Consider the following 21,527-nt stretch of genomic DNA (forward strand, 5'->3'; position numbering starts at 1 on the left):
AAGCATTCCAAGATACCGAATATCAAATCTACATCGAACCGGATATAATAAATCTATGTTAACAGCTTTCTTGATTCAATTTTAAACTCTAACTTTATTGTTATAAAAATTTTATTAAATAACAAACTATGAGTTCAGCACAACAGACATTTGATGATATATTCAAAAAAGAAATTCCGGAAGAATATCAAGTTCCGGTGATCCATCAGAGAGAATATCTTCTCAACGGAGAATTGGTCCAATGGGACGGCGATGTTACCGAGATCTATTCACCAGTCTGCATCCCGACAGAAAACGGACTGGAAAGAAAACTTTTGGGAAGTATCCCGAATATCGGGCCACAAGAAGCACTGGATGTCTTGGATGCCTGTGTAAAAGCTTACGACAACGGACTCGGTGAATGGCCAACGATGTCTGTGGAGGGCAGGATCAAATGTATGCAGAAGTTTGTTTACCTGATGATTCAGCAGCGTGATCTGATCATCAAATTATTGATGTGGGAAATTGGCAAAACCCTACCCGATTCTACGAAAGAATTTGACCGAACAGTCGATTATATCAACCAGACAATTGACGCATTGAAAGACCTCGACAGAGAATCCTCCCGTTTTCAACAAGCAGAGGGAACAATTGCTCAGATAAGAAGAGCTCCGCTTGGTGTAGTTCTGAGCATGGGACCTTTCAATTATCCATTAAATGAGATCTTTACCACCCTGATTCCGGCCTTGATCATGGGAAATACCATTTTGTTCAAATTGCCAAAGCACGGCGTTCTTGCCCATTATCCTTTACTGAAAGCCTTCAAGGAAGCTTTCCCAAAAGGAACCGTAAACACACTTTACGGAAAAGGTTCAGAGATCATCACACCGATTATGGAAAGCGGCAAAGTCAATGTTCTGGCTTTCATCGGCTCCAGTAAAGTAGCGAATGGTCTTAAGAAACTCCATCCAAAGGTAAACAGATTAAGAGCAATTCTTAGCCTTGATGCCAAAAATGCAGCAATTGTTACAAAAAATGCAAACCTTGACGTTGCTGTCAGCGAATGTATTTTGGGATCCTTGTCTTTTAACGGACAGCGTTGTACTGCTCTCAAATTAATTTTCGTTCAGAAGGATGTTGCGGAAGAATTCACCAAAAAACTATCCGAAGCCGTTTCTGCCATGAAAGGCGGATTACCTTGGGAAAAAGATGTGAAGATCACCCCACTTCCGGAAGTGAACAAACCGCCCTACCTGAAAGAATGCCTGGATGATGCTTTATCAAAAGGCGCAAAAGTTTTGAATGAAAACGGTGGCTACAACGAAGCTTCTTTCTTCTTTCCTGCTGTGGTCTATCCTGTAAACAGCGATATGAAATTGTACCACGAAGAGCAATTCGGACCAGTAATCCCTGTTGTTCCGTTCGAGAGCATCGATGAGCCGATCGATTATCAAGTGAATGCAGATCACGGGATGCAGGTAAGCATCTTCAGTGAGGATGCTTTGGAAGTTTCAAAACTGATTGACCCATTCGTGAATCTTGTAAGTCGTGTCAATATCAACTGTCAGGCTCAGAGAGGCCCTGATGTTTTCCCATTCACAGGAAGAAAAGACAGTGCGGAAGGAACGCTTTCTGTTTTTGATGCGCTTCGCTCATTCTCCATCCGTTCACTGGTCGCAGCAAAAGTGACCGACTCCAACAAAGAATTGCTGAACACCATCGTGAGAGACCATGATTCTAATTTCCTGAGCACTGATTATATTTTTTAAGAAGACCAGAAGATTATAGATAAAAGAAAAGAGACTTTTATTTCAAAAAATTAAATCCGTAACTAATAATTGCGGATTTTTTCTTGCTACCTAATACAAAAAAAATGCTAAAATTTTGGAATCGATTTCAGTATTGTTTTTTTTGCAGTATTTTTGAAGTCTAAATTTCTGAATTGAAAAAATTAGATAAGTATATCATTAAAACCTTTTTCGGGCCATTTCTATTTATTTTCAGTGTATTGTTCTTCATCTTCATTGTGAACATTATCTGGACACAAATGTCTCAGCTGACAGGAAAAGGCCTAACATACTGGGAAATATCCAAATTCCTTTTTTATCTGGGCATCAATGTTGTAAGCATGGTTCTGCCGCTTACGATCCTGCTTTCCTCGATCATGACGTTTGGAGATTTTGGAGAAAGGTATGAGCTTGCCGCTATGAAGGCGGCCGGAATTTCTCTAGTTCGGGTAATGATGCCATTATTCTTGACTGTTTCCTTACTTTCAGGAATATTGTTCCTGTTTTCAAATAATGTGATCCCTGATTTTCAGCGAAAAGCAAAGAATATGATGTACAATATCATTTCTTCTAAGCCTGCCATCAACTTTACTCCGGGAGTCTTCATTGATCAGATCACTGGATTTTCTGTTAAATTCGATAAAATATCAGGTGAAAAATCAGAGAAGCTGGAAGGTGTTTTTCTTCATAAAAATGCGAGTCCATATGATGACCAGCAGACCATCATTGCTAAGACAGGAAAATTTGCTCCTGCAGCAGACAGAAATTATTTGAAACTGATTCTTTATAATGGTTTTGTCTTTACAGATAACATCACCAACAAACCTTATGAGGAAAGAAAAAAGCAACCGAATCAGTCCATAAAGTTCGATACACTTGTCTATCATTTCGATATCAGTGAACTGATCAATAATGCAATAGAAAAAGAAAAGATCACAGACGATTACCGTTTCCAAACGTATAGTGAAGTGAATGAAACTCTTGTTAAGAACAGAAAAGGAAACATTACCACACTTAATTCTATTGCTTCTCCCGTCATTTCACAAACCAACAATTATGTAGAATATATCGATAAGACCAAATCTAAAGACAAAATAAAGGAACCTTATAAAATAGACACTTTAAAATCCCAAAAAAAACTGGAGGTACTCTATGCAGCATATAACAAGATAGAGGCTCTGAAAACAAGCATAGATTCTAATCAGAGTGCCATCAACGATACCATAAAAACACATAACAAGATCGTGATGTATCAACAGAGAATAATCTCCTACTCTTTTACCTGTATCATTTTCTTCATGATCGGGGCAAGTCTGGGTTCCATCATCAGAAAAGGAGGAATGGGATTGCCTGTTGTCATATCGATCATCATTTTCATCATATTTTATGTTTTGAATTTATCTGTAGAAAATCTCTCATGGAAAGGTACTTTGAATCCTTATCTTGCAGCATGGATCCCGAACATCGTATTATTCCCATTCAGCATCTGGCTGACTTACAAGGCACTGACAGATTCCCAGTTATTCGATATAGAAAAATACAAAGCACTTTTCAAACCATTGATAGAGCGATTCTCGAAACCAAAAGAACATGAGCGCTATCAATAACAATTGAAAAAGCTAAATAAATAAAGGTCTTATCAGAATTATTTTCCTTGCCTTAGGGAATTGATCTTGATAAGATCTTTTAGGTTGCAAGAAATTCTAATCCTATTCTAATCTCTTTAATTACATTTTAATTTCGTTCCAAAAACTTTCTAATTTGGTGAGTATAGTTTTGTATTATCAAAAAGAATAACAACTCACAAAATTATATAGTTATGACAAAGACCATTTTAATAGCAACAGATTTCTCACTGGAATCTTTGGATATCCTTAAAAAAGTTTTAAAAAATAAAACTGACAAGAATGACGAAAACCAATATAATATTCTTTTGGTTTCCGGGTATGACATGGGAGACTCTATCAGAGACTTGCTATTTACAACCAAGAGTTCTGTTTTCGCCAAAATCAGACCACAGGAGTTTTGTGATGCTTACAGTATTATCAATAACAAATATCCGAATCTGATCAACAAGATAACTTGCGACATCTTCACGGGAAGCTTCCAAAGAACATTCAACAATTATATAGAAGCAGCAAACATAGATGAGGCCTACTATTCAACTTCAAAAAGTAAGGATCTGGGCAAGAATCAATTTGAGATCACTTCCTACCTTAAAAAATGCAAGCATGTCGATGCTGTAGAAGTAACGACAGAAACAACGGAATTCGTTCCTGAAAAGGGAAGACTGGCTGAAGTTTTCTTGTAGGAATAATTGAGAAAAATCTGGATTTAATTATTAAAAAGTAAAGCAAAATGTTAAGAAATTATAGTAACAGCAGAACGTTGGGAGACAACATCAGACTGGGGACGCTGACTGCTTTCACAGCAGGGACTATAAACATAGCATCTCTATTGATATTCCTCTCTTTTACATCCAACGTAACAGGACATTACGCGATATTCGCAGCAGAGATCAGCCAGGGAAACTGGACCCAGGTGGCAGTAGTGGCTTCATGGATCTTCTTATTCTTCTTCGGAGGTTTTGTGGCCAATCTAAGTGTCATCAATTTCAATAAGAAAAGTAAATACTTTGCACACGCATTTCCCATTATACTGGAAATACTTTGTCTTTTAGCAGTGGGAATCTATGGGCAGTTTTATTATCAAAAAACTTTAGGGGAAACTGAGACCTTGGTAGCGCTGATGCTGTTTGCAACAGGTTTGCAAAACGGATTGACAGCAAGTATCTCGAACTTCTCCGTAAAAACAACCCATCTTACCGGAACAACAACAGATCTGGGAATTCTATTCTCTATGTTTACCCAGAAAAAATTCAGGAAAAACCCAGAATTGATTGCCAGAGCAAAACTATTGATGAGTATCATGTTTGCTTATGTTCTAGGTGCCGTATTTTCCGGATTGACCTATTATAATCTGGAGTTCCGGGTGTTCTACGTGATCAGTGTCTGTCTTTTGGTTGTGATCGGTTATGACTTTTACAAGATCAATATCAGACATTTCCAAACGGAATACCGATATTACAAGATCTATCACAAGCCAACTTTCATCGCATTCTTATATTACAAGATCCATAACAAGGACGAAAAAAGAACCACAAGTCATTCCACTCCTAGAACCAATACAAAATTAGCATTCAATGAGGATTAGAAGATCAAATAATAGAAACACTTCATATATTAGTTTTTTGTAATAGTTCTTAAAAAAATACACCGAGACTTTTCTCGGTGTATTTAATTTTATATTATCAAGTTAACAATTACTGTTCTACCCAAGTATGGTTTTCTCCGGCCAATTCGCCAAGATATTTTTCAGCATCCATTGCAGCCATACAACCGCTTCCGGCCGCTGTAATCGCTTGTCTGTAATGATGGTCCTGAACATCTCCCGCAGCAAAAACACCAGGAAGATTGGTTCTTGCCGATTTTCCTTCCGTAATGATGTACCCATTTTCATCCAAGTTAATTTGCCCTTTGAAAAGATCTGTATTGGGTTTGTGGCCAATCGCGATGAAAATCCCGTGGACATCTATTGTTGAAACCTCGTCTGTAAGATTATTAACAACTTTAGCTCTCTCTACCAAGGCGTTTTCACCTTCTATTCCGATTAGCTCGTGATTGTATTTCACTTCGATATTGGAAGTACTCAGGACTCGGTCAACCATCACTTTGGAAGCACGGAAATGGTCTTTTCTAACTAACACGGTCACTTTGTTACAGATCTTAGAAAGATAAGTAGCTTCTTCTGCAGCTGTATCACCAGCGCCAACAACGATCACATCTTTTCCTCTATAGAAAAATCCGTCACATGTTGCACAAGCCGAAACACCTCCACCTGCATATTTTTTCTCATCCGGCAGTCCCAAATATTTTGCTGCCGCACCTGTAGAGATGATCACACTTTTTGCAAGAATCTCACGAGAACCTGTGCTTAATTTATGGATCCCACCCCTTACTTTGGAAAACTCAACTTTGGAGATCATCTCATAATGAACTTTGGTATCGAAACGTTCTGCTTGTTTTTGAAGTTGAAGCATCATTTCCGGTCCTGTAATTCCATCCGGATAACCTGGGAAATTTTCTACTTCTGTAGTTGTCGTCAATTGCCCCCCTGGTTCTAATCCCGTGAAAAGTTCCGGTCTCAGGTTTGCTCTTGCTGCGTAAATTGCTGCTGTAAAACCAGCAGGTCCAGAGCCTACAATGACACAATCTAAAATATTGTTTTCCATTTTTATTATTGAATTATTTTATTTTTAAGGATATGTTAAAATTTCTTTCGAAATTGGAATTTTCAAATATAATTCTTTGTTTGAAAAATCGGGTATAAATTTCGGGAATTAATTATTCAGAACCTATCTAAACTGTCAATGTGAAATATATGAATGGTAAATAATCAATGATCATTAAAAACAAAAGCCAGAATAATCAACACAATATCAATTCCCACAAGAATCCAAACCAGTTTAAGGTCTGGTTCTGCAAAACCTTCGATAAATTGTCTTATCTTAAAAGATAAAATACTACTCAAATTGGTATTTGGGTTTTTAAAATCCACATCATCCATTTTGATTTTTTTCAGAATGAATTTGATGATTCTCTTCTGTAGTTTAGGTGTTTGCGAATCATTATTGATTGTATCCAGCAGTTTCACTTTTACAACGCTCCAATTTGTAATATTCTTTAGAAAATCGGGTTGTTTCTGAAGGATTTTATCAACATAAAACTCAATTTTAGGTTCTACAAAATCAGCAATTTTGAATTTCCAGACATTATAAATAGCGGAAGCAATTGCATTTTTATTAGCTAAAATAATAAACAGCACTGGCACTAGAATTCCGACAGTTAGTAACAAAGCCGACCAAAACTCAACCATAAAAAGGAAGATAAATCCCATAACGGCACCGAGAATCCCGGCGTGACCTGAAGCCGGAAATCCACCCCCCGGATTATCACTAAATAAAATGATAGCAATTGTAATATTGGTAATCATAATCACAGCCCCAATAAAAGCGACTTTTATCCAGGCGAATAATGATTTTGCTGTAATTTTCCCGAACAATTTGATGTTACTTGATGCTTCGTTTTTCATTTGTTTTGTGTTTTTAGTTTTATGATCTCAATTTAAACCGAAACTTTCAGCTCATCGACTTTTATGATTTTATAAACCATTTCTTTATAGATCTCCTCATCTTCCATTTGTCTTACACCAAGACCTTTGGACTTCAGATCCATTTCTCGAAGAATTGAAATCACTCTGGTTGCATGTTTCAAAGGATAAAATCTTGCCGCTTCAGAATAATCTTTTATCGCATAAGGATTCACGCCCATTGTAGACGCTATCGTTTGTGGAGATTGCCCTGACAAAGTATGATAGATAATGATGTTGGAAAAGAAATTGTAAAGCGCTCCAAAAGCCATTTGTACAGGATTGGATTTTTTGTTCTTTCCCATATAATAAGCAATACTGAAGGCTTTTGCCTGGTCTTTCGTCGCCAAAGCTTTCTGAAGTTCGAAGATGTTGAAATCTTTACTGATCCCAATGTGTTCCTCAATAATTTTCCCGTCCAGAACAGCACCGTCTTTTAGAACAATTTTCAGTTTATTAAGTTCATTCGCAATTCTGGAAAGGTCGTTTCCAAGATATTCTGCCAAAAGATGACTGATGTTGGGCGCAGATTTTATTCCCATCACAGACATTTCCCCTTGGATCCAGGTCGGGAGCTGATAATCTTTCATCTTCTCGCTTGTGAAAAGCATTCCGGATTTCGCTAAAGTTTTCGCTACTTTTTTTCTGGCATCCAGCTTTTTGTGCTTATGTGCGATCACCAAAATAGTTGAAGGAACAGGATTTTCCAGATAAGTTTCCAAAGCTTTGGATTCTTCTTCATTCAGTTTCATATCCTGTGCTTCTTTCACAATGATGAGCTGTTTGTCTCCCATCATTGGATATTGTCTCGCCAATGAAAGAACTTCCAGATAATTGGTATCTCGACCGTACGCAATTGTTTGGTTAAAAGCTTTTTCGTCTTCTTCCAAAACATCCTGCTCAAAATGCTTGACAGCCAAATCGATATAAAAAGCCTCGTCACCCTGAAAAAAATAAACCGGTAAGAGTTCTTTATTTTTAATATTTTTGAGGATAATATCTATTTCTTTCATCTTAAAGTATGCAAGTTCCGAAGCTAAATTTTGAAAATGAGTTCGATTTCCAGATCAAACAAGACAAAGATACATTTTTTATCTATGATTTGGTTCGGAAAAGCTGGCTTGTACTCACTCCGGAAGAATGGGTAAGACAGCATTGGCTTCATTATTATAGGTTTGTAAAGAAAAAAAATCTATCGTCATTGATCCTTGAAAAAAAATTGGAACTGAACGGAACAACAAAGCGAATCGACCTTCTCATAACCGAAAAAACAAAACCAAAAATATTACTGGAACTCAAAGCTCCGAATATTGCCTTAAAAGAAATCCACTTTGAGCAAATTGCAAGATATAACAGTTTAATTGGTGCTGAACAAATCATCATCAGTAATGGATTACATCATATCTTCGCCGATTACAAAGACGGAAAATATCTGTTTTTAAATTCTAAGGTGTGAGGATAATATCTCTCACTGATTTTGGAAATTTTGCAGATTTGATACTTCGACTTCGCTTAGTTTGAAAACAGGTGCTAAGTTGGCAATCAAAGGTCTAAAGTAGATCATCAAAAATATTAAGTAACAAATCAAAGGAACAAAGTAGATTGTCAAAGGTCTTTAGTAAACAATCAAAGGTGTTGAGTAAACAGTCAAACGAACATAGTAAGCTGTCAAAAGAAATTCACTAAAAATATTTCTACAAATTAAAATCCTTCTTCGGATTGAAAAGATAGATCAAAAAGAAAAACAGAACCGAAACCGCCAAAAAGTATTGGTAATAATGAACCGCTGATTGGGAGCTTATCGTGGTCTTGGTGGAACTTGAGGATTTATGAAGTTCGCTGATAAGATTATTAATGGCGTTATCCAGATTATTTCCGTCCAGATAATTGCCTCCAGTTGAATTAGCGATATTTTTAAGTGCTTTGGTCTGCAATTTAGAAACAACTGTTTCGCCATACATATCGGATTTGTAGCCCATCAATTGTCCAAAATAATATTCTGGAATTGGAGCTCCTTCTTCTGTTCCCACACCAATTGTTGTCACCCTGATCCCCTCTTTTTTCGCCAAATTAATTGCTTCGTCTTCATGACCTTCGTTATCCTCTCCATCACTTATCAAAACGATATTACGGGAACCTTTTGTAATGTTTTTGAATTTCTGAGCAGCGATTTGAATCGGTTTCAGAAAATCGGTTCCCTGGTTTTGGATAACGCTCGTTTCGATTCCAGAAAGATAAGTTTCAGCGGCAGAATAATCGCTCGATAAAGGCATCACAGAATAAGCATCTCCGGCAAAAACAATGATCCCTACTCTATCGTTGGTCAGTTTTTGTAAGGAATTAACGATAATATTCTTAGCTTCTTCCAATCGGCTTGGCTGGATATCCTGTGCATTCATCGAGTTGGAGACATCCAGAACGAAAATCGTACTGCTGACATTTTGTTGCACACTGATCTCTTCTTTCCCCCCCAAAAGGTCTATAATCGAAAATATCAAGAATAAAAATCCTAGCAAGTATAAAACCGGGAACAATTTGGCAAACCAAGATGTTTTCTCAAACAACACCTCCTGAAATCTACCTTCTGCAAAAAGGTCTCTTTTTCGGTTTTTCCAACGGATATAATGGATGATGAAGTAACCAATGACAGGCAACAACAAAAGCAACAACAGATACCAGTAATTTCCTAAATACCAATTCATCAGCTTAATTCAAAATTTTAAAAATTACCCATCTCAACAACGCATCCAACAATAAAAACCCTAAAGCTACCCAAAGAAAAATCCTGAAATATTCTTCATAATTATACAATTTTGAAGTTTTCACTTCAGATTTTTCCAATTGATTAATCTCATCATAAACATTCTGAAGACTGCTGTTGGAAGTTGCCCGGAAATATTTTCCGCCGGTCAATTGAGCAATATCCATCAAAGTATTCTCATCGATTTCAGTTTTCTGTTCTGTGAAAACAATGTCTCCGAAAATATTAGTTCCCGTTGGAAAAGCGGCAAAACCATTGCTTCCAATCCCAACCGTATAAACTTTGATGCTGTTATTTTTTGCTAATTCTGCAGCGATCTGTGGAGGCATTGCATTCAGAACGGTGTTCACGCCATCTGTCATCAAGATGATGATTTTACTTTTGGCCTTGCTTTTTTTAAGGTGATTAACGGCAACAGAAAGACCTTCTCCAATTGCTGTTCCAGGCTGTAATTCTAATGGATTAAGTTGGTTCAATTCATCAATAACCACCTGGTGGTCGGTCGTTAAAGGAACTTTGGTGTAAGCTTCCCCCGAATACGCAACCAAACCAATCCTGTCATTTTCTCTTTTATTAACGAAATCAATCGCGATTTTCTTCAACGCTTCCAATCTGTCCGGGTCAAGGTCTTTCGCCATCATACTCAAGGAAACGTCCACAGAAAGCATAATATCAATTCCTTTGGACTCGTCTCTGTCTTGAGAAATCGTATAAGTTCTAGGTCTTGCCAAAGCTATGATCAAAGCTGAAAGGATAAAATATTTCGAAATCTTCAGAAACGTCATCACCAGCGAAATGTTTCCGCTTGGTCGCATATTCTTCACCGAAGGCACAGCAATTCCTCTACTCTTTTTCTTGCCAGAATCCAATATCAATAATGGAATGAACAAAATAAAAAGCAGTAAAAACCACGGACTATAAAACTCGAAATTCACGGATTAATTATAAATGATTAATGATGATTGATAAATGATTTTAATAAAATTTCTTGATTTCATATTTCCATAGGTTTCACCTACGGCTATTCAGATTGAACCCTTCGGGTTCTTAAAGTTTTCTAATTTTAGATCTGTCTGCCTCTGAGAGTTCTGCAACAGAAACATTCCGAAGATTCTCAGCTTCTACATCTTTCGTAGAACGTTTTACAAAATCTCTGATCTCTGTAAAATCTTTAGCCATTAATTCTTTTGTTGGAATCGTTTTCGCAAATTTCACAAGGTCACCACGCAGGAATATATCTTCCACAACTTTTTCATTCTCTTGAGAAATGGCGTTCGTATTTTTCATATAATCTATCAAATCGTCCGTCAGCAAAACATCTGCCGGAATCTGATATTGTTTTGTAATGAAAGTTCTTGTAATATCAATCAATTCCACATAGAAAGCACGAAAATTTTCGTTCTCGATATAATTTTTCTTTCTGAGTTTTTCCAAATCTTTCAAAGTCTGATTCGTAGTAACAATCGGACTTGATTTGCGTTTTTTTCCATATTTTACAATTCCGATAATTAAAACAATGATTGCAATGATCATCAATGCCACAAGAACGTAAAACTTATACAAATCCCAATAATCCTGGACATTCAGTTCTACTTCTTTGTTCTTCATAATGTCATTGATCTGGTCGCCTTTTTTGGCTGTGTTAATGACCTCTACCTCGTATGGAATTGTTTTTAGGATCTCATCACCGACTTTAATTTCGATTTCCGGAATCGTAAATTTCCCTTCCTGGAAAACTGCAAATTTTACCGAACGCAAATAGATATCTTTCTGAACCGCAATACTATCATTGACCATTTCGAAGTGAAAAGGCAATAATTCATTTCGTGGCGCAATCTGGACATCTTTTCCATCCAAATCCAAAATCTGAATTTTAAAAACCGCTACTTCGCCCAAAGCCAAAGTCGTTTTGTCCAGATTCGATGATAAGGTTTGTGAAAATCCTAACGAAAAAAAGAATATAAAAAACGAAAAAAATATTTTGAATAATCTGTAAGGCATTGATTTAATTGTCAGTTGAAAGTCTTGACTCTTTTTTCTTTGTTCTTGTCTCTTTTATTTATTTTCTGAAATATTGATACAAAAATTTGCTATAATCATCAGAAGTTTTGATATCTAAAAAATGGGCAGAAGAATTCTCAAACTCTTCCTTGGTGTGTCTCATTTTCTGCTTTTGCTGTTCTGCAAATTCATAACGCCATCTTGCACTGGAAGTATTTGCCCAGACTTGTTTTCCGGTTTCTGCATCACGAAAGAGTGCATACCCGATATCAGGGATTTCCATATCTTTTTCATCAAAAACACGAAGTCCCAAAACCTGATGTTTTCTTGCCGTGACATTCAGGATTTTCTGGTCAAATTCGTCTTCGAAATCGGAAAAGACAAAAATCAGGGATTTTCTTTTGAAAACGCTCATCATATAATTGAAAGCCGTATCGATATTAGATCTTGAAGGAACATAATCCGCAGTCAGGATATTACTGATGATCGACAAAACGTGCTTTCTTCCTTTTTGTGGCGGAACGACTTTCAGAACTTTATCGGCGTATAAAATCAATCCGACTTTATCATTATTTCCGGCAGCAGAAAATCCAAGAGAAGCGCAAATCTCGGCAACAAATTCTCTTTTCAGCTGGGTTTTGGTTCCATAATCCATAGATGCGGAAACATCTACAACCAGCATCATCGTCAGCTCCCGCTCTTCTTCCATTACTTTTACGAACGGTTCACGGAAGCGTGCTGTTTTGTTCCAGTCGATTCGTCTGGTATCGTCTCCAAATTGGTATTGCCGCACTTCCGAAAACGTCATTCCCTGACCTTTGAAAGCACTGTGATATTGTCCCATAAGCGATGCTTCCGTTTTCTTTCGGGTCCGGATCTCTATCTGTTTTACTTTTTTGACGATATCTTTTATCTGCATATTAATTTTATAAACTCTAAAAGTCTTTGAGAATCTCAGACTGAAAAGTTTCTATTGAAGCGATTAGTATTAGAGATGTCACACTGAACTTGCCGAAGTGCCTCTAATTTTGGCGGTCATCTGTTGATAGTTTTCAAATCATCTCTTTTCTTGATATATAATTCGACAACTGACTACTATCAACCGATAACCAAATTTAAGAACAAAATTTTTGTCCTAATTATTTTTTTAATATTTCTGAGTTCGACTCCTACGGAGCCGCTCTCTTTTGGATTTAAACTTTTACAAACATTTCGTTCCTACGGAACTTTCAAATTCAAAAACTCTCAGCTCTCAAGCCCTCCAACTCGTTTAAGGCGCTTGGACCTTACTAAGAATTCTATTTACGATTTCGTCCTGAGTCACTTCCTCAGCTTCTGCCTCAAAGCTCAATCCTATTCTGTGTCTCAAGACATCTTTTGCAATTTCTTTCACATCTTCCGGAACCACAAAAGCTCTTCCTTTGATGAAAGCATAAGCTCTGGAAGCAATCGCTAAATTGATACTCGCTCTTGGCGATGCTCCGAAACTGATATAATTTTTAAGGTCAGAAAGTCCGTATTTTTCAGGGTAACGTGTTGCGAAAACCATATCCAGAATATATTTTTCTATTTTCTCGTCCAGATAGATCTGATTGATGAGTTTTTTAGCTTCAACAATCTGTTCAAGATCGACGACTTGTCTGATCTGTGGAATATCCTGTGTAGAAACCATTCTCATTACCTTTCTTTCATCCTCAAACTCGGGATAATCGATTTTACACTTCAACATAAAGCGGTCGGTTTGCGCTTCCGGTAAAAGGTAAGTTCCTTCCTGGTCAATCGGGTTTTGAGTGGCCAATACAAGGAAAGGTTTTGGCAAAGGCATTGTTTCGTCACCAATGGTCACTTGTTTTTCCTGCATCACTTCAAGCAAAGCAGACTGAACTTTCGCAGGTGCTCTGTTGATCTCATCCGCCAGAACGAAGTTCGCAAATACAGGTCCTTTTTTTATAGAGAAATCATTATCTTTTACATTATAGATCATTGTTCCCACAACATCTGCAGGCAACAGATCCGGCGTAAACTGGATTCTTGAAAACTGTCCGTGAACAGCTTCTGCCAAAGTTTTGATCGCTAAAGTTTTTGCCAAACCCGGAACACCTTCCAAAAGGACGTGACCATTACCCAGAAGTCCTATCAAAAGGCGGTCAATCATATATTCCTGACCAATGATGGCGCGATTGATTTCTTGTTTTAATATGGAAAAAAAGTAATTCTGTTCTTTTACTTTCTCTGTAAGTTGTCTGATATCTTCTGCTTGATTCAATTCTGACATAGTAAATATTAAAAATAATTGGTAAATTTCATATAAAAACCCGCAACAGCAAACACAATAATTGCTAATCTTGCGTTAAATATTTGTTAAAGTAGTTTTTGGCTGATAGTTGTCAGGCTGAGACTCCCGAAGCCCAATTCAATAATCTCTTCAATGACTATTCTTTTATTTTGGCTCTTTTTCATACATTTATAACTTCAAATTTAATTTTTAAAATGAATTATCATTTTGCCAATCACAGACAGGTCAGAAAAAACCTGCTGAATATTTTACAAAATACATCCGAAAAGGATTTGCTTACAATTCCCGATGGATTCAATAATAACATCTATTGGAATATTGCACATTGTATTGCTCAGCAACAATTGTTATGCTATTATCTAAGTGGAAACCAGTTCAGGATCGATAAATATTGGGTAGAAACTTATAAAAAAGGGACTTTTGCCAATGTGGATGTGAAGCAATCCGAAATGGAGGATCTAGCTTATCTTCTGATTGAAACGTCAAAAATCCTGATGAAAGATTTTGACAATGATTTTTTCCCGGATTACACACCTTATTCCACAAGTTTTGGAATAGATTTGAAGAATATCCAGGATGCTATTATTTTCAACAATATGCATGAAAGTATCCATTACGGTTATATTTTGGCTCAGAAAAGAGCTTTGATTGGAGAAGGATTGAGTAGTTTATAAACAATGGATCATAATTGATAAAATGAATTTTCGATTTCTTTTTCCAATTTTAATTTTAGGATTGTTATCATTTTCAAAATCTGAGAATGACGACCGATTCAAATATTATCAGCCTATCAGTAAAACTCAGGAAATTGAGGTTTTTTATCTGACCTGGTCGGACACCAACTTGCCAAATTTCATAAAAACATCGGATTACAAAAAGTATATTGACAAAACGGAATTGATCGATTATTGTTTTTATGTCGATTCCAAAGACCCGGAAAAAAGGAAATTCAAAATTCCGGTTACGACAGATAAATTGATCAAAAAAATCCCGTTGACATTAAAAGGAAGATTCTATAAAACGAAACAGTTTGACGAGACTTTCCCTACTCCATTATTCGAAGATCTAAGAAAAACCGGCGATTTGAAATTCAAGACTGAAAATGATGAGTTCTTGGTTTTTGTTTTGGATTAAAATGAAATTATTCTTAACACTTAAGTCACTTTAGAGCTAAGTTACAAATCAATAAAATAAGTTCAATTTAGAAATGAAAATCTTTGATTTTCTAAACTTAAGTGCGCTGATGTGAACTTTTTTCAGCATCCTTTTTCATCAACTTAAGTGTTTGAATTATTCTTTTGTGACTTTTGTGGTTGAAACAAGAACTTTACAATTTTCTTAAGACAAAACTAATCTCAAAAACCTTACTTTTGCAAAACAAATTCTTATAAATGAACGAACAGAAAAAAGATGATTTCATCTTCGGACTAAGACCTGTGATGGAAGCTCTGGAAGCTGGCAAAACAATTGATAAAATCTTTATTCAAAATGCTTTGCAGGGCGAAATCTATATCGAACTAAAACAGCTTCTTGCAAAACATAATCTGCGCCCCAACTACGTTCCCGTAGAAAAACTCAACCGTTTTACCAGAAAAAACCACCAGGGTGTAGTTGCCTTTATTTCTGATGTTCCATTTTATAAGATCGAGGACGTTTTACCACAACTTTTCGAGGAAGGGAAAACACCTTTCATTCTGATTCTTGACAGATTGACCGATGTCCGAAACTTCGGGGCGATTTGCAGAACTGCAGAGTGTGTGGGAATCGATGCCATCTTGATTCCTGAAAAAGGAGGCGCACCAATCAACTCGGATGCGATTAAAACTTCGGCTGGCGCCATTTATAACATCAAGATCTGTAAAGAAAAAAACTTAGCACACTCGGTCGATTTCTTGCAACAAAGTGGTATCAAAGTTTTCTCGGCGACAGAAAAGGCGCAGAAATTGATATACGATGCAGACTTCACAGAACCGTGCGCTATCGTGATGGGAAATGAGGAAACGGGAATCTCCAAAGAAGTGCTTCATCATTCAGATGAAAAAATAAAACTTCCGATCGAAGGTAAAACCCAATCCCTAAACGTCTCTGTAGCTTGTGGCGCAATTCTTTATGAAGCCGTGAGACAGAAGATAATTAATAATTAAAAATGAATAATTAGAGATCAATCAATTTAGCTTTATTCATTTATCAAATATCATTTATGAAAAAAATAACAGCGCTTGCGCTAATCGCAATAACATTAACAGCTTGTAAAAAGGAAACCAAAACCATTACACGAGTTGACCCGAAAACAGGGAAAACGGAAACAGTAACCGTAGAAGTTTCCCCAGAAGAAGCATCAAAACCAAAAGCTATTGCTGACAGCAGTGGAATCTATAAGCAGAAATTCATTCTGGAAAAAGGAACAACTTATCCTTTGGTTTCTTATCAGAGAGAGATACAGCAATTGACCTCACCAGACGGGAAAACAGTGTCCGGAACCAGCGAAACAACAGACGAAATGTCTGTAACCGTTAATGATTTCAAAGATAACATCTACGACCTGACCTTAAATATGGTTGGAAAAAGAATGTCAACAACGGCTAATGGAAAAACGGTCTCCATCGACACTAAAAAACCTGCTCCAAAAGAAGATAATCTAAAAATGGATTACATTGTGAGCAAAGGTCTGGCCGGCAACAAACTGAATGTAAAAATGGACGTTTACGGAAATATCAAATCGATCACAGGCTTTGAAGCGGTTCAGAACAATTTAAGAAAATCGATTGCCGGAACTGTAAAAGACACCAAACAACAGGATGCTTTTGTAGAAAGCTTTAAAGCTGGCTTCAATGAGGAAATGATGAAGGAACAATTAAGTAAAAATCTTAAGTTAATCCCGACAAAGGGTGCTAAAATAGGAGAAAAATGGACCACATCTGAGGATATAGACCCAAGCGGAAAACTTAAGCAGACTTTGACTTTCACTTTGGTAAAAGTTGAAGATGGCAAAGCGGAGATCAGTGTAACCGGCGTGATCCCTTCCAAATCTGACAAACAAAGCCAAAACGGAATGACACACAGCATGACAATGGGCGGTTCTGAAAGCGGAAAAATCATCATCGATGAAAATACTGGCTGGCTTCTGAATCAGAATCTATCTGTTAAAACGAATCAGAAAGAAACTTTGTCAGACGGGAAACAGACGCAAAGTATGACCAAAAACTCCACAACATCTATTATTATTAATCCTTCTTATAAATAAAAAAATTAGGAAATGAAGTACATTTTCGAATTCATATTAGCAACCATCATCATATTCTTTGTTTGGAATATTTTGAAACGATTGTTTTTCAATGCGTTTTATAAAAACTTCCCAGCTCTTAATCCTAAGAACCAACAACAGAGCGAGCAGACAAATTCTAAAAAGATGCCTGGAAAAAAGGTAAAATGGGATGCAGAAACTGTAGATTATGAGGAAGTGAAAGAAGAGAAAAAATAATATCGAAAACCTAATTCAACCCTTTCAGAGTTTAAAACTCTGAAAGGGTTTTTATTTAAAATGGAAATAGAAACTTTAGAAAACGACTATTTTTATCATATCTACAACAGAGGTAATAACAACGAAAATATTTTCTTTGAGAATGAAAATTATATTTATTTTCTTAAACTATTAGATAAATACATCATTCCCATTGCAGATATTTATTCTTATTGCTTACTAAAAAATCATTTTCATTTATTAATTAGAGTCAAATCTGTAAATAATATTGATTCTGAAGATTTCAAATTTTCTACAACAGAAAAACCAAAAATAATTTCCCCATCCAAACAATTTTCACATTTATTCAATTCTTACACACAAGCGGTCAACAAACGTTATAATAGAACTGGAAGTATTTTTGAAAAACCATTTGAAAGAATTAAAATCACTGATGAAATTTATTTAAAGCAAATCATACTTTATATTCATAATAACCCGGTCAAGCACGGAATTACAAATAATGCAAAATATTATAAATGGTCATCATACAATTCTATCTTATCTAGTAAAAATTCTAAATTAAAGAGAAAAGAAGTTTTAGGCTATTTTGAAGACGAGAGTAATTTCATATTTTCGCATAATAATTATGAATTACTAAACTTACCATATTAACAAGACCAACCCTTTCAGAGTTTGAAACTCTGAAAGGGTTTTTAAAGAAATAAATATGTTCAAAAACAAGAAAAATATCCTATTCGTTATCGCCAGTCTGGTGATTTTCGTTTTGTTGGCAGTTCTATATGCAAATCCTGTAATCTCCGGAAAACGACTGATGCAACACGACATCGTTTTCTATAAAGGAGGCGCAGAAGAACTTTTGCAATATCGTGCGAATAACGACAAAGAAACTTACTGGAGCGACGCGATGTTCGGAGGAATGCCGACTTATCAGACCGGAGCTCAGTTCCGAGGTGATATTATCAAAAAAATTGATGACTTGTTTTTGTTCCTGCCAAAACCTGCCAATTACCTTTTCTTACTATTTGCCGGATTTTTCTTTTTGGGAATGGTCGCCGTTAGAAATTGGAGATACGCTTTACTAGGTGCAACTTTCTTCGGATTATCAACTTATTTCTACATCATTATTGCCGCCGGACACAACGGAAAAGTTCATACGATTGCTTATTTCGCTCCACTTGTAGCTGGAATCATACTCGTTTATTTTAGGAAAAAATATATTCTCGGATTTATCGTCACGGCACTTTTTGCAGGTTTGCAGATCTGTGCAAATCACCCACAGATGACTTACTACTTGTTTCTTGGATTAGGATTTTTATTTCTTTCTGAATTAATTCGGGCAATTAAAGGAAAAATCGAATGGAAACATTTCCTGATTTCTTTCGGATTGGTTGGATTTGCAGTCATGATCGGAGTTGGAATGAATTCCCAAAGAATTATGGCCAACGCAGAATATGTGAAAGAAACTGTCCGCGGAAAGCAAATTCTGAATACAGGTTCTCATACCGCCGGGAAATCCGGAATGGACAAAGAAAGCATCACCATGTGGAGTTATGGAAAACTGGAAACACTTAACTTATTTATTCCTAGACTAATGGGCGGTGGAAGTCAGGAACCGGGCTCAGAAAAAATGATGGAAAAAGTACAGGAACTGGCTCAGGAAAATATCAAATCCCAGCAGGAATATGAAATGATGATGAAAGGCTTTGGTAGCCTGACCTATTGGGGTGACCAGCCAAGCACTTCCGGACCGGCCTATCAGGGCGCAGTGGTTTGTTTCTTAGCGATTTTAGGATTTTTCTTTGCCGGAAAAAAATACAGATATTGGATTTTAGGCGCTTCGATTTTGACCATCTTCTTAGCTTGGGGAAGCAATTTCGCTGTTCTTACAGATTTCTTTATCGATTATGTTCCGATGTATAATAAATTCCGTGCACCGTCTTCCATTTTGGTGGTTGTCGAGTTTTTATTTCCTCTTATCGCGATTCTTGGATTATATAAATTCTTTACCGACAAAGATCTGACCGAAGAATACAAAAAGAAAATCTTGCTTTACGTTTCGGGAACAGTTCTCGGAATTACATTGATTCTGATGATTTTCGGAAAAGGGATTTTAGGCTTCTATACAGCCAATGAGAAAACCTACCTTCCGCCATTTCTATTGGATTATCTGGTTGATGAAAGAGCATCAATGTTCCAAACCGATGCTTTAAAAGCCATTATTTATGTTTTGATTACGGCGGGCGTTTTATTTTTAGGATTAAAGAAAAAACTGAATACCAATTTGGTTTTATTGATTATCGGAGTTGTAAGTTTATTTGACCTATGGACGGTTAACAGACGTTATCTGAACGATGATAATTTTGTAGACAGGACTTTTGCTGATTATCCTTTCCAGACAGAAAATTCGGAATACCTGATGAGCAAAGCAGGGAACGATGCTTTTGTTCAAAGCCTTTTGCAGCAGACCGAAGTTAACAAAGCACTTCAAACGATTGCAGAAAAAGACAAAGACCATTACAGGATTTTCAATAATATCCTGCCGACTTTCAGCGAGACCAATACATCCTATTTCAAATCGTCAATTGGTGGTTATCATGCAGTTAAATTGAGACGATATGATGACCTCATCAACAAATATTTCTCAACAACTGACCAGGTGAGAACGGTTAGGATCCTGAATCTGCTGAACACCAAATATTTCTTAGTTGGCGACCAGCAAAAACCGGAAATCACGCCCAATCCTGAAGCTAATGGAAATGCATGGTTTGTTTCTGATATCAAATTTGTGAACAATCCGAACGAGGAACTGAATGAAACAGGGAATGTTGACACAAAGAAAATTGCCGTAATTTCTAAAGATGACAAAGCTTATTTCAACGGGAAGAATCTGGCAAAAGATTCAACAGCATATTTGGCTTTGAAAACTTACCAGCCGAACGAATTATCATTTGATTCATCTTCTAAGACACCTCAGTTAGCTGTATTTTCAGAAATCTATTATCCACACGGCTGGAATGTTTATCTGGATGGAAGCAAAGTAGATTATATCAAAGCAGATTATCTTTTGAGAGCGCTTTATGTTCCGGCAGGAAAACATAAAATTGAAATGAAATTTGAACCGGCGGTTATCGAAAAAGGGAAATTATTTTCTTTGATAAGTTTTGGATTGTTTATTTTGTTGAGTTTGGTTGGGATTTATTTTTTGTTCAAGGATTCTAGGAAATCTGAGGTTGCGGAAGTCTAAAAATCCAAGGCAAAGTATGATATGATAAAAGCAACTCGATTTAGTTGCTTTTGTTTTCTAAAATTTGAAATTCTGAAAAAATTTTTATGAATGCCCTTTTTTAAACGTAACGTTAAAATCAGCAGTCGCTTTGTCATTCCGGCAGGAATCTCAACATACTGAAAATAAAACAGTTTAGATTCCTCCGGAATGACAAAAAACGTTTAAAAACTAAATCATTACGAATTACGGATATTCATTAAAACTTTAAAACCAAATGAAAGAAATCTTAATAACAGAAAGACTTATTTTACGAGAATTAAATACTAATGACGCAGAAAATTTCTACAGATTAAATCTCAATCCAAATGTGATAAAATACACAGGAAATTCCGCTTTCAAAGATATTAATGAAGCTAAAGATTTCCTTGAAAACTATCAGGACTATAAACTCAATGGTTTTGGAAGATGGGCTGTGATTGAAAAATCAAATAACGAATTTCTAGGTTGGTGTGGTTTAAAATATGATAAACATCTGAATGAAACAGATATTGGATTTAGATTTTTTGAGGAACACTGGAACAAAGGTTTCGCAACAGAAAGTGCAAAAGCTTGTCTGGATTATGGCTTTAAAAATCTGAATTTAAAATCAATAATTGGCAGGGCAATGTCAGAAAATCTGGCTTCAATTAAAGTTCTTGAAAAAATTGGACTTAAGTTTGAAAGAGAATTTGATTTTGATGAAAAGAACAAAGGCGTTATTTATAAAATCGAAAAATAAAGCAACT

At 36.2% G+C, this 21,527-nt stretch carries 21 protein-coding genes; 13 read left to right on the plus strand and 8 right to left on the minus strand.

Annotated features, from left to right (window positions below):
• The first annotated feature begins 128 nt into the window (after nt 1–128).
• From K319_RS0104965 to K319_RS19805, 4 genes are all read left to right on the plus strand, one after another.
• Nucleotides 129–1,748, plus strand: a complete 1,620-nt coding sequence (locus tag K319_RS0104965) for an NADP-dependent glyceraldehyde-3-phosphate dehydrogenase (protein ID WP_027382636.1) — start codon at nt 129–131, stop codon at nt 1,746–1,748.
• 173 nt (nt 1,749–1,921) lie between these two features.
• Nucleotides 1,922–3,373 (plus strand): LptF/LptG family permease, encoded by a 1,452-nt coding sequence (locus K319_RS0104970; protein ID WP_034671370.1) that lies wholly within the window; start codon nt 1,922–1,924, stop codon nt 3,371–3,373.
• Nucleotides 3,374–3,585: 212 nt separating this feature from the next.
• Nucleotides 3,586–4,077 carry a hypothetical protein gene (locus tag K319_RS0104975; RefSeq protein ID WP_027382638.1) on the plus strand — a complete coding sequence of 164 codons (492 nt, stop codon included), beginning with the start codon at nt 3,586–3,588 and terminating at the stop codon, nt 4,075–4,077.
• Nucleotides 4,078–4,124: 47 nt separating this feature from the next.
• Nucleotides 4,125–4,979 (plus strand): YoaK family protein, encoded by an 855-nt coding sequence (locus K319_RS19805; protein ID WP_051230433.1) that lies wholly within the window; start codon nt 4,125–4,127, stop codon nt 4,977–4,979.
• A 109-nt stretch (nt 4,980–5,088) separates the two neighbouring features.
• Here K319_RS19805 and trxB read toward each other — a convergent pair whose 3' ends face one another.
• The 3 genes from trxB to holA all read right to left on the minus strand — a co-directional run bounded on the left by trxB (nt 5,089) and on the right by holA (nt 7,987).
• Nucleotides 5,089–6,057 carry a thioredoxin-disulfide reductase gene (gene trxB / locus K319_RS0104985; RefSeq protein ID WP_027382639.1) on the minus strand — a complete coding sequence of 323 codons (969 nt, stop codon included), beginning with the start codon at nt 6,055–6,057 and terminating at the stop codon, nt 5,089–5,091.
• Nucleotides 6,058–6,221: 164 nt separating this feature from the next.
• Nucleotides 6,222–6,917, minus strand: coding sequence for a hypothetical protein (locus K319_RS0104990; protein ID WP_027382640.1), 696 nt, complete (start codon nt 6,915–6,917; stop codon nt 6,222–6,224).
• Nucleotides 6,918–6,949: 32 nt separating this feature from the next.
• The gene (gene holA / locus K319_RS0104995) at nt 6,950–7,987 is read right to left on the minus strand and encodes a DNA polymerase III subunit delta (RefSeq protein ID WP_027382641.1); all 1,038 of its coding nucleotides are present in this window, start codon (nt 7,985–7,987) and stop codon (nt 6,950–6,952) included.
• Nucleotides 7,988–7,995: 8 nt separating this feature from the next.
• Between holA and K319_RS0105000 the strand changes: the two genes are divergently transcribed.
• On the plus strand, nt 7,996–8,430 hold the full coding sequence (locus K319_RS0105000) for a type I restriction enzyme HsdR N-terminal domain-containing protein (protein WP_027382642.1): 435 nt from the start codon (nt 7,996–7,998) through the stop codon (nt 8,428–8,430).
• 238 nt (nt 8,431–8,668) lie between these two features.
• Here the strand turns inward: K319_RS0105000 and K319_RS0105005 are convergent, their stop codons facing one another.
• The 5 genes from K319_RS0105005 to K319_RS0105025 form a co-directional block, all read right to left on the minus strand.
• Nucleotides 8,669–9,676: a VWA domain-containing protein gene (locus tag K319_RS0105005; RefSeq protein WP_027382643.1), complete on the minus strand. Its 1,008-nt coding sequence runs from the start codon at nt 9,674–9,676 to the stop codon at nt 8,669–8,671.
• A 4-nt stretch (nt 9,677–9,680) separates the two neighbouring features.
• Nucleotides 9,681–10,625: a VWA domain-containing protein gene (locus K319_RS0105010; RefSeq protein WP_235696080.1), complete on the minus strand. Its 945-nt coding sequence runs from the start codon at nt 10,623–10,625 to the stop codon at nt 9,681–9,683.
• Nucleotides 10,626–10,782: 157 nt separating this feature from the next.
• On the minus strand, nt 10,783–11,736 hold the full coding sequence (locus K319_RS19810) for a BatD family protein (protein ID WP_051230434.1): 954 nt from the start codon (nt 11,734–11,736) through the stop codon (nt 10,783–10,785).
• A gap of 58 nt (nt 11,737–11,794) precedes the next feature.
• Nucleotides 11,795–12,655: a DUF58 domain-containing protein gene (locus K319_RS0105020; protein WP_027382645.1), complete on the minus strand. Its 861-nt coding sequence runs from the start codon at nt 12,653–12,655 to the stop codon at nt 11,795–11,797.
• Nucleotides 12,656–13,006: 351 nt separating this feature from the next.
• On the minus strand, nt 13,007–14,011 hold the full coding sequence (locus K319_RS0105025; protein WP_027382646.1) for an AAA family ATPase: 1,005 nt from the start codon (nt 14,009–14,011) through the stop codon (nt 13,007–13,009).
• A 215-nt stretch (nt 14,012–14,226) separates the two neighbouring features.
• Between K319_RS0105025 and K319_RS0105030 the strand changes: the two genes are divergently transcribed.
• The 8 genes from K319_RS0105030 (at nt 14,227) to K319_RS0105065 (ending at nt 21,520) form a co-directional block, all read left to right on the plus strand.
• Nucleotides 14,227–14,706, plus strand: a complete 480-nt coding sequence (locus K319_RS0105030) for a DinB family protein (RefSeq protein ID WP_027382647.1) — start codon at nt 14,227–14,229, stop codon at nt 14,704–14,706.
• Nucleotides 14,707–14,728: 22 nt separating this feature from the next.
• Nucleotides 14,729–15,166: a hypothetical protein gene (locus K319_RS0105035; RefSeq protein WP_027382648.1), complete on the plus strand. Its 438-nt coding sequence runs from the start codon at nt 14,729–14,731 to the stop codon at nt 15,164–15,166.
• Nucleotides 15,167–15,423: 257 nt separating this feature from the next.
• Complete coding sequence (gene rlmB, locus K319_RS0105040) at nt 15,424–16,176, plus strand: 23S rRNA (guanosine(2251)-2'-O)-methyltransferase RlmB (protein ID WP_027382649.1); 753 nt, start codon at nt 15,424–15,426, stop codon at nt 16,174–16,176.
• 56 nt (nt 16,177–16,232) lie between these two features.
• Nucleotides 16,233–17,276, plus strand: coding sequence for a DUF6263 family protein (locus K319_RS0105045; protein ID WP_027382650.1), 1,044 nt, complete (start codon nt 16,233–16,235; stop codon nt 17,274–17,276).
• A gap of 12 nt (nt 17,277–17,288) precedes the next feature.
• Nucleotides 17,289–17,513 (plus strand): hypothetical protein, encoded by a 225-nt coding sequence (locus K319_RS0105050; protein WP_027382651.1) that lies wholly within the window; start codon nt 17,289–17,291, stop codon nt 17,511–17,513.
• Between the two features lie 60 nt (nt 17,514–17,573).
• On the plus strand, nt 17,574–18,167 hold the full coding sequence (locus K319_RS0105055; RefSeq protein ID WP_027382652.1) for a hypothetical protein: 594 nt from the start codon (nt 17,574–17,576) through the stop codon (nt 18,165–18,167).
• A 55-nt stretch (nt 18,168–18,222) separates the two neighbouring features.
• A complete protein-coding gene (locus K319_RS0105060) occupies nt 18,223–20,760 on the plus strand; it encodes a YfhO family protein (RefSeq protein WP_027382653.1) in 2,538 nt (845 codons plus the stop codon).
• A gap of 256 nt (nt 20,761–21,016) precedes the next feature.
• Nucleotides 21,017–21,520: a GNAT family N-acetyltransferase gene (locus K319_RS0105065; RefSeq protein ID WP_027382654.1), complete on the plus strand. Its 504-nt coding sequence runs from the start codon at nt 21,017–21,019 to the stop codon at nt 21,518–21,520.
• The last annotated feature ends 7 nt before the right edge of the window (nt 21,521–21,527 follow it).

Source organism: Epilithonimonas caeni DSM 17710 (assembly GCF_000426465.1).
Taxonomy (GTDB): domain Bacteria; phylum Bacteroidota; class Bacteroidia; order Flavobacteriales; family Weeksellaceae; genus Epilithonimonas; species Epilithonimonas caeni.

Excerpts from the sequence above, each read along its gene's own strand:
- K319_RS0104965 (WP_027382636.1), top strand. The coding sequence starts at position 129 with ATGAGTTCAGCACAACAGACATTTGATGATATATTCAAAAAAGAAATT.
- K319_RS0104975 (WP_027382638.1), top strand. The coding sequence starts at position 3,586 with ATGACAAAGACCATTTTAATAGCAACAGATTTCTCACTGGAATCTTTG.
- K319_RS19805 (WP_051230433.1), top strand. The coding sequence starts at position 4,125 with ATGTTAAGAAATTATAGTAACAGCAGAACGTTGGGAGACAACATCAGA.
- trxB (WP_027382639.1), bottom strand. The coding sequence starts at position 6,057 with ATGGAAAACAATATTTTAGATTGTGTCATTGTAGGCTCTGGACCTGCT.
- K319_RS0104990 (WP_027382640.1), bottom strand. The coding sequence starts at position 6,917 with ATGAAAAACGAAGCATCAAGTAACATCAAATTGTTCGGGAAAATTACA.
- holA (WP_027382641.1), bottom strand. The coding sequence starts at position 7,987 with ATGAAAGAAATAGATATTATCCTCAAAAATATTAAAAATAAAGAACTC.
- K319_RS0105000 (WP_027382642.1), top strand. The coding sequence starts at position 7,996 with ATGCAAGTTCCGAAGCTAAATTTTGAAAATGAGTTCGATTTCCAGATC.
- K319_RS0105005 (WP_027382643.1), bottom strand. The coding sequence starts at position 9,676 with ATGAATTGGTATTTAGGAAATTACTGGTATCTGTTGTTGCTTTTGTTG.
- K319_RS19810 (WP_051230434.1), bottom strand. The coding sequence starts at position 11,736 with ATGCCTTACAGATTATTCAAAATATTTTTTTCGTTTTTTATATTCTTT.
- K319_RS0105020 (WP_027382645.1), bottom strand. The coding sequence starts at position 12,655 with ATGCAGATAAAAGATATCGTCAAAAAAGTAAAACAGATAGAGATCCGG.
- K319_RS0105025 (WP_027382646.1), bottom strand. The coding sequence starts at position 14,011 with ATGTCAGAATTGAATCAAGCAGAAGATATCAGACAACTTACAGAGAAA.
- K319_RS0105030 (WP_027382647.1), top strand. The coding sequence starts at position 14,227 with ATGAATTATCATTTTGCCAATCACAGACAGGTCAGAAAAAACCTGCTG.
- K319_RS0105035 (WP_027382648.1), top strand. The coding sequence starts at position 14,729 with ATGAATTTTCGATTTCTTTTTCCAATTTTAATTTTAGGATTGTTATCA.
- rlmB (WP_027382649.1), top strand. The coding sequence starts at position 15,424 with ATGAACGAACAGAAAAAAGATGATTTCATCTTCGGACTAAGACCTGTG.
- K319_RS0105045 (WP_027382650.1), top strand. The coding sequence starts at position 16,233 with ATGAAAAAAATAACAGCGCTTGCGCTAATCGCAATAACATTAACAGCT.
- K319_RS0105050 (WP_027382651.1), top strand. The coding sequence starts at position 17,289 with ATGAAGTACATTTTCGAATTCATATTAGCAACCATCATCATATTCTTT.
- K319_RS0105055 (WP_027382652.1), top strand. The coding sequence starts at position 17,574 with ATGGAAATAGAAACTTTAGAAAACGACTATTTTTATCATATCTACAAC.
- K319_RS0105060 (WP_027382653.1), top strand. The coding sequence starts at position 18,223 with ATGTTCAAAAACAAGAAAAATATCCTATTCGTTATCGCCAGTCTGGTG.
- K319_RS0105065 (WP_027382654.1), top strand. The coding sequence starts at position 21,017 with ATGAAAGAAATCTTAATAACAGAAAGACTTATTTTACGAGAATTAAAT.